Annotated in this window: 8 protein-coding genes, 1 tRNA gene and 1 pseudogene; all 10 read left to right on the top strand. The window is 55.8% G+C overall.

What is annotated here, in order from left to right:
- The first annotated feature begins 1 nt into the window (after position 1).
- Positions 2-77 (top strand) — tRNA-Arg (locus tag V6E55_RS24605).
- 190 nt (positions 78-267) lie between these two features.
- Positions 268-492: a class II holin family protein gene (locus tag V6E55_RS24600; RefSeq protein ID WP_001752682.1), complete on the top strand. Its 225-nt coding sequence runs from the start codon at positions 268-270 to the stop codon at positions 490-492.
- Positions 470-964: a lysozyme gene (locus V6E55_RS24595; RefSeq protein ID WP_039024844.1), complete on the top strand. Its 495-nt coding sequence runs from the start codon at positions 470-472 to the stop codon at positions 962-964. Before V6E55_RS24600 ends, V6E55_RS24595 begins: the two co-directional genes overlap by 23 nt.
- Positions 961-1,422 (top strand): lysis protein, encoded by a 462-nt coding sequence (locus tag V6E55_RS24590; protein WP_316944088.1) that lies wholly within the window; start codon positions 961-963, stop codon positions 1,420-1,422. The genes V6E55_RS24595 and V6E55_RS24590 overlap by 4 nt, the downstream gene beginning before the upstream one ends.
- Positions 1,423-1,652: 230 nt before the next feature.
- Complete coding sequence (locus V6E55_RS24585) at positions 1,653-1,871, top strand: hypothetical protein (protein ID WP_316944087.1); 219 nt, start codon at positions 1,653-1,655, stop codon at positions 1,869-1,871.
- A 3-nt stretch (positions 1,872-1,874) separates the two neighbouring features.
- The gene (locus V6E55_RS24580) at positions 1,875-2,477 is read left to right on the top strand and encodes a hypothetical protein (RefSeq protein WP_316944086.1); all 603 of its coding nucleotides are present in this window, start codon (positions 1,875-1,877) and stop codon (positions 2,475-2,477) included.
- On the top strand, positions 2,477-3,949 hold the full coding sequence (locus V6E55_RS24575) for a terminase (protein ID WP_316944085.1): 1,473 nt from the start codon (positions 2,477-2,479) through the stop codon (positions 3,947-3,949). Before V6E55_RS24580 ends, V6E55_RS24575 begins: the two co-directional genes overlap by 1 nt.
- Positions 3,950-3,961: 12 nt before the next feature.
- Positions 3,962-5,431: a DUF1073 domain-containing protein gene (locus V6E55_RS24570; RefSeq protein WP_045269926.1), complete on the top strand. Its 1,470-nt coding sequence runs from the start codon at positions 3,962-3,964 to the stop codon at positions 5,429-5,431.
- A complete protein-coding gene (locus tag V6E55_RS24565) occupies positions 5,358-6,365 on the top strand; it encodes a phage minor head protein (protein ID WP_316944084.1) in 1,008 nt (335 codons plus the stop codon). Before V6E55_RS24570 ends, V6E55_RS24565 begins: the two co-directional genes overlap by 74 nt.
- 121 nt (positions 6,366-6,486) lie before the next feature.
- A pseudogene (locus V6E55_RS24560) lies at positions 6,487-7,181 on the top strand (DUF2213 domain-containing protein); the annotation flags it as partial.

Raw genomic sequence — 7,181 nt, 5'->3', positions numbered from 1 at the left:
TTTGCCTGTAGCTCAGAGGAAAGAGCAACCGCCTTCTAAGCGGTTGGTCGCTGGTTCGAATCCAGCCAGGCGAGCCAAACCCACTACCTGGGACCCTTCGGCCAGAGAGCCGACATTGCCTTACCCTCATCTTCCTGGCTTGTCGCCAGGTTTTTTATTCTCAGGTTCCGGGAACCATCATCGACACGCCTACTTGTTAAATCGTCCCGAGGGCCTGACCCTTTTCAAACACACACACAGCACCCGCTAACTACGCGAGGTGAGAGCATGTATCGCATGGAAAAAATAACCACTGGTGCTGCCTATGGCGCTTCAGCCGGGAGCATCCTAAACGGCATGTTGAATGCCTACAGTCCCGAGCAGTGGAACGCTATCGGCGTGCTGGTGGGTATCATCATTGCCGTACTGACGTATCTGACAAATCTCTATTTCAAGATCCGCGAAGACAACCGCCGCAGCAGGAGCCGAGATGAACCCGACACTCAGGAATAAGCTGGTGGGTGCCATTGTTGGCGGATCCGGAGCCATCACCATTGCTGCAGTGATGTTGGGCAATGCTGATGGGCTGGAAGGACGGCGTTATTACGCCTATCAGGATGTGGTCGGCGTCTGGACTGTTTGTGATGGGCACACAGGTGCCGACATCCGCCGCGGTCACCGCTACACAGACAAAGAGTGCGACAATCTGCTGAAGGCAGATCTGCGAAAGGTGGCAAACGCCATCGACCCGCTGATCAAGGTTCGCATCCCAGAGCCTACCCGCGCCGCGCTTTACTCCTTCACTTATAACGTTGGCTCTGGTGCTTTTGCCAGCTCGACGCTGCTGAAGAAGCTGAACGCCGGAGACGTGCCGGGGGCATGCAAAGAACTGCAACGCTGGACGTATGCCGGTGGCAAGCAGTGGAAGGGACTGATAACCCGGCGCGAGATTGAGCGGGAAGTTTGCGAGTGGGGCCAGAAATGAGTCGGTTAACAGCAATCATCCGCGCTGTCGTTATCTGCCTGCTGGTTTCGATGGCCTGGGCTATCAACCACTACCGCGACAACGCCATCACCTACAAAGACCAGCGCGATAAAGCCACTGAGAAACTCAGCCTGGCAGACGCCACCATAAAAGACATGCAGACCCGCCAGCGTGATGTCGCTGCACTGGATGCCAAATACACCGGAGAACTGGCTGATGCGAAAGAAACCATTGAGCGTCTGCATAGCGATGTCATTGCTGGCCGTAAGCGGCTGCAGCTCAACGCAAACTGTCCCGCGAACGGAGCGACCAGCACCAGCGGCTTGGGCGATGCTACCAGCCCCCGACTTACTGACTCCGCTGAACGGGATTATTTCACCCTCAGAGAGCGAATCGTCACAGTGACGAAGCAGGTCGGTTATCTGCAGGACTACATCAAAGAGCAGTGCTTAAAGTGAGGTAATCATGGCATTAGAAGGCAGTCAAAACCCATCCAAGTTCCGTGAGGAATGGGATAAGCAGACCGAAAACAAGTAGGTCGTTACAGAAGCTCTTCACTGAGGGGCTTCGATAATGATCTGTGTAACCCAGCAAGGATGGTGATCACATCTTGCTGACGGGTAAGCCGTAAGTGGCTAAGCACTTCTGAGAAGCAGGGCAACAGCTGCGACAAGGCAAAGAGGTAATCATGTCCGACATCTACATCATCAAACTGACGACGAACGACGGCGGAGAGTACAAAGGCCAGATGTCACGCCGACAACCTGAGCTGGTGAACGGCTTTGTGCCGCTGGCGACGGAAACGGGACAGTGGCTTTATTTCGCTCCTGCTGATGTAAAGCGTGTGGAGTTCACACCTGTACCGGCAGAGCAGACCGAGCAGCCATCAGAACAAACAACGGAGTAACGAATGAGCAAGCCGGACTGGGAGGCCATCGAGACGGCGTACCGGGCCGGAGTGATGTCCCTCCGAGAGATAGCATCACAACACGGTATCAGCGAAGGCGCTATCCGCAAGCGCGCCAAGCGTGACGACTGGTCACGTGACCTGAATGCGAAGGTGAAAGAACGCGCTGACGATCTGGTACGCAAAGCCGAGGTACGCAAACAGGTACGCAGTGAAGTCGCTTTTAACGAACGCGTACTCATCGAGGCTACGGCTGAGGTAATTGCCAACGTCCGCATGGAGCATCGCGGCGACATTAAGCGCGCCCGGCGGATAACCAACGCCCTGTTTGATGAGTTGGGCGCGGAGTGCGCAGACGTGGCCGCACTGGAGAAGCTCGGAGATCTGATGTTCGACCCCGACGACAAAGGCCAGGACAAGCTCAATGAGATTTACCACAAGGTTATCAGCATGCCGGAGCGCGTTAAGTCGGTTAAGGCACTGAGCGACGCGCTTAAGAACCTGATAGGACTTGAGCGTCAGGCATACGATATCGACGGGCCGGAAGGCGACAACTCTGTTAAGCAACTGTCTGACCTGATGGATTCTCTATCTCAGGGGGCGTAATGAAACCTGAGCACATCAAGCTGCTGGCCGACAAAGACTGGCGGCTGAACAACCTTTACTGGATTACCGACAAAGAGGGAAAGCCAACGCGGTTCAGGATGACACCTGAGCAGCGGGAATACTTCGAGGGGATCCACACCCGCAACATTATCCTTAAGGCTCGCCAGCTCGGTTTCACCACTGAGGTGTGCATCATCCAGCTCGACGCGGCCCTGTTTGAGTCGGCGAAGTGCGCGCTGATTGCCCACACGCTGAATGACGCAAAGCGCCTGTTCCGTGAAAAGGTGAAGTACGCATACGACAAGCTGCCGGCAGAGATAAAGGCTGCCAACCCGGCGAGCAATGATTCTTCCGGCGAGCTCGTCTTTAAGAAGGGTGGCTCGCTATACGTCAGCACGTCGTTTCGTGGTGGTACGCTGCGCTACCTGCACGTTTCCGAGTTCGGGAAGATATGCGCCAAGTATCCGGATAAAGCCCGTGAAATCGTCACTGGTGCGTTTGAGGCGGTATCGACTGGATGCTTTGCTACTATCGAGAGCACAGCTGAGGGCCGGGCGGGTTACTTTTTCGATTACTGCCAGACGGCAGAGAAAGCGTTGCTGCAGGGCAAGCCTTTATCCGCGCTGGACTGGAAGTTTTTCTTCTTCTCCTGGTGGAAGAATCCGCAGTACGCAATCGACCCGGTTGAAACGCTGCCGGTGCGCCTGATTGACTACTTCGCTGAAATGGAAGCGAAGCACGGCGTAGTCGTCAATGAACGCCAGAAAGCATGGTACTACGCCAAAGAGAAAACACTCGGCGACGACATGAAGCGTGAATACCCGACCATTCCGGCCGAGGCGTTCCAGCAGTCTGTCGAGGGTGCGTATTACGCCAAACAGTTCCGCTGGCTATACACCAACAAGCGGATCGGCCAAATCCCGGATAACTCGCACCTCCCTGTGCACACATTCTGGGATATCGGCGTGGGAGACTCCACGGCTATCTGGTTCGTTCGTGAAGTTGGCAATGAGTTCCACGTCATAGACTACTACGAAAACTCCGGTGAAGGCCTGAGGCACTACATGAAGGTGCTGAAAGACCGAGGCTATGAGTACGGAGAGCACTGGGGGCCGCACGACATCGAAAACCGCGAGTTTGCTGCTGATGCGAAGTCACGCAAAGAGCTGGCGCGCGAAGGGTACGAGATTGACGGTCAGATGTACTCCCTGAATTTCAAAGTTGTGCCGAAAGCCGGAATTGATACTGGCATTGAGTCGGCCCGTGAAATCCTCCCGCGCTGTGTATTTGACGAGGAAAAATGCTCTGAGGGTATATCCCACCTTGAGGGTTACCGGAAAGAGTGGGACGACAAGCGCGGCTGCTGGAAAGACAAACCTCTCCATGACGCCACCTCACACGGTGCTGACAGCTTCCGTTACTTCGCAGTGACGAAGAACAACCGTAAGCAGGTCGGCACAGTATTCTTCTAAGGAGTATCGCCAGTGAGCGAACAAGATAACGGCCTTCAACTGGCTGTGAACAACCTCGCCACTGAAATGAGGCGAGCGAATTACCTGAATGCCATCGGCATCGGTGGCGGCAACACGAAGCGCCCGACGCTTTACCAGGAATTTGGCTACCCGCGCACGATCAACTTCAACGACTTCTACAACATGTACCGCCGCAACGCCGCTGGCTTCGCTGTGGTGCATCGGCTGCTGGAAGGTTGCTGGCAGGACTATCCTGTCATTGTTGACGGTGATGAAGCGCAGGAAGCGGAGAAAACAAACGCCTGGGAAAAGAAAGTCACCAAGTTTATGAAGAAGCTGTGGCCGAAGGTGAAGGATGCCGATCGCCGCAATATGGTCGGGCGATACTCCGCGCTGCTGCTTCAGGTGAAAGACAATAAGTCATGGAACGAACCAGTAGATACCAAGCTGGTGAAATCCCTGGGCGAGTCAGCGCTGGTAAAACTTATCCCGGTATGGGAGCCGCAGTTAACTGTCTCCGAATGGGATAACGACCGTCAGTCTGAAACGTTCGGCCAGCCGAAGATGTTCAACTTCAACGAGCAGCCGGTCGGTGATGAGCCTTTTGTCGGTCCGATGCGCGGAGAACCGGTACACCCGAGCCGCGTTATCTTGTTCTGCGAAGGTTCTGAAGACGACAACGTGCTGTCCGGCATCCCGCTGCTGGAAGCCGGCTACAACAAGGGTCTCGACCTTGAGAAAGTGTCAGGTGGTGGCGCTGAAGGCTTCCTGAAGAACGCCAGTCGGCAGATCGCCGTCGAGTTCAGCAAAGAAACCGATATGAATACGCTGTCTGACCAAGCCAAAAAGGCTGGCTATGCCGATCTCGGCGAAGCGATGGGCGATAAGGTCAATAAGCTGAACCGTGGTACCGATGCGGCGGCCGTAATGCAGGCCGGTCAGATGCACGTTCTGAGCGTTACTCCCGGCGACCCGGGGCCGACATGGGAAGTCACAGCGAACGAACTGGCCGCCTCCGTGCAAATCCCGTTCACCATACTGTTCGGTCAGCAGACCGGGCGACTGGCGAGCGATGAGGATAAAACGGACTGGGCTATTCGTCGTAACACGCGGCGCAATGGCTTCCTGACAGACCGCATTACTGCGCTGCTTGAGCGCTTCTGGACGATTGGCATCATTGATCCACCAACTAAAGGCGAGGTTACAATCTCGTGGAGCGACCTCCTGGCGCCAGGCGAGAAAGAGAAGATCGAGAATGCTTCGAAACTGGCCGACATCGTGCAGAAAACATCTGGCTTCTACGGTGGCGAACCGCCATTCACTGCCAACGAGTTGCGCGAGATTGTTGGGCTCGACCCGCTGCCAGAGCCAAAAGAACCGCCTAACCCGGACGATAAGGTGACAACCGATGATCCACTGGCCGATGACACCAAAACAGACGGCAAAGGTGGGCCTGCCGATAGTTCCGCGCAGCAAGGTTGACCCGACCCGGTCGGCAAAGCAGGTAACCGCGATGTTCCGGGATATCGAGGAGCGGTATCTCGGCATTAAGCGCGCGCTGAAATCTCTGTTCGACCAGCGCCTTACCGGGCGTGAACGCGAGGTTAACAGCCATAACTGGCACTTCCTTTGTCATGACCACGGCGACGATTTACGGCTCTACCAGGTCAACGCCGGTAAGTTCATCTACGACATGTCGGCGCAGGAACTGGCGGACCTGCTTGAGGCGGTGCAGGATATTCTCGATGACCACCTGCTGGAGGGTGGCGAGCAAAACCTCTGGGCGATGGATTACGTCGCCGCTGAGGCGCAGCGCGGCACGCTGGAGGCCTTCAACAACCTCTCACAGCAGTCGCAGGTGTACGCCAGCCAGACGACGCTACAGCAGCTTTTAAACAGTCCCGGTTATCTGAACCAGATATCTGCGGCCAGGCTGACAACGTTCAGTGACTGGAAGGTCATCAGCGACACCGCCCGAGGCGACCTGACCAACATCATCACCGATGCGGTCGCGCGCGGTGTGAATCCTCGCGAAACGGCCAGCGTCATCAGCAAGCGCCTTGATGTGTCGATGTCGAAGGCAAAGACCATCGCTCAGACTGAGCAGGTCGGCGCGTTGCGGCAGGCACAATGGAATGAAACGGACTGGGCTGCTGACAGGCTGGGGCTGAATACTGGCCTGCTGTGGCTGTCAGCGCTCAAGCCGACGACGCGCACCTGGCACGCCAGCCGACACGGTAAGGTCTACACTACAGAAGAGGTGAGGGACTTCTACGCCGAGAACGGTAACCGGTACAACTGCTACTGCAGCCAGATCCCGGTCCTGCTCAACGACGACGGCAGCATCTTCAACGAGGGGTTGGCGGATAAGCTGAAGAAAGAGCGTCAGCAGTGGACCACAAAGGAGGCTGCGTGACTGTTTATTGGTGCTGTGGTTGCGGTCGAACCGTGAGTTACCAGTGCGTCACTGCGCTGGACTATTTCCCCTGGTGCTGTAGAGCGCCAATGTTACGAAAAATCTAAACAGAGGACGCAACGTGAAGCTATCCAGCATCCACGTTAAATCCCTCGCCATCAACGCCTCAAACATCTCAACGACCACCATCAACGGCCAGGAACACTACGTCATTCGTGGTGCGGTCCCGATCGTTGATGACATCGTGATGAATGGCGGCCTGTACCCGGCGGAGGAGATTAACAACAGCTACCAGACGATGGAGCGCAAGTTAATGCCGATCGGCCACCCGATGGTGAACGGCAAATACGTCAGCGCCAACGACCCGCAGGCGGTGAACGATTACTACGCCGGAGCGTGGGCTCAGAACGTCAGCAAGGCCAACGACAAGGTCGTGATGGACGTTTACGTCAATAAGGCCGTGGCAGATACAAAGACTGATGGTAAGCGCCTTATTCAGCGCCTGGACGACATGATTTCCGGCAATAACGCCGATCCGATTCATGTCTCAACCGGACTGCTGCTGAACAAAGAGCAAAAGGCAGGTGAGTCGAAGCAGAAGAAATACTCCTGGGTCGCTCACAACATGCAGTTCGACCACATCGCGATCCTGCTCGACGAGCCTGGTGCTGGCACGCCGGATGAAGGCATCGGCATGTTCGTCAACGCTGACGGGCAAGAGGCTGATGTTGAAGTGACGAGCCTCATCGATGCCGCCAACAGCATGAAAGACGGCTGGTGGAACAAGGTGAAGTTCTTCATCAGCAACGCTTCAGA

The sequence above is a fragment of the Enterobacter sp. 342 genome (genome assembly GCF_036663495.1).
GTDB lineage: Bacteria > Pseudomonadota > Gammaproteobacteria > Enterobacterales > Enterobacteriaceae > Enterobacter.
Note: the sequence above shows the minus strand (reverse complement) of the source record. Positions and strands in the feature narration are given on the sequence as shown.

Coding starts and splice junctions, on each gene's coding strand:
- V6E55_RS24600 (WP_001752682.1), top strand. CDS start 268: ATGTATCGCATGGAAAAAATAACCACTGGTGCTGCCTATGGCGCTTCA.
- V6E55_RS24595 (WP_039024844.1), top strand. CDS start 470: ATGAACCCGACACTCAGGAATAAGCTGGTGGGTGCCATTGTTGGCGGA.
- V6E55_RS24590 (WP_316944088.1), top strand. CDS start 961: ATGAGTCGGTTAACAGCAATCATCCGCGCTGTCGTTATCTGCCTGCTG.
- V6E55_RS24585 (WP_316944087.1), top strand. CDS start 1,653: ATGTCCGACATCTACATCATCAAACTGACGACGAACGACGGCGGAGAG.
- V6E55_RS24580 (WP_316944086.1), top strand. CDS start 1,875: ATGAGCAAGCCGGACTGGGAGGCCATCGAGACGGCGTACCGGGCCGGA.
- V6E55_RS24575 (WP_316944085.1), top strand. CDS start 2,477: ATGAAACCTGAGCACATCAAGCTGCTGGCCGACAAAGACTGGCGGCTG.
- V6E55_RS24565 (WP_316944084.1), top strand. CDS start 5,358: ATGATCCACTGGCCGATGACACCAAAACAGACGGCAAAGGTGGGCCTG.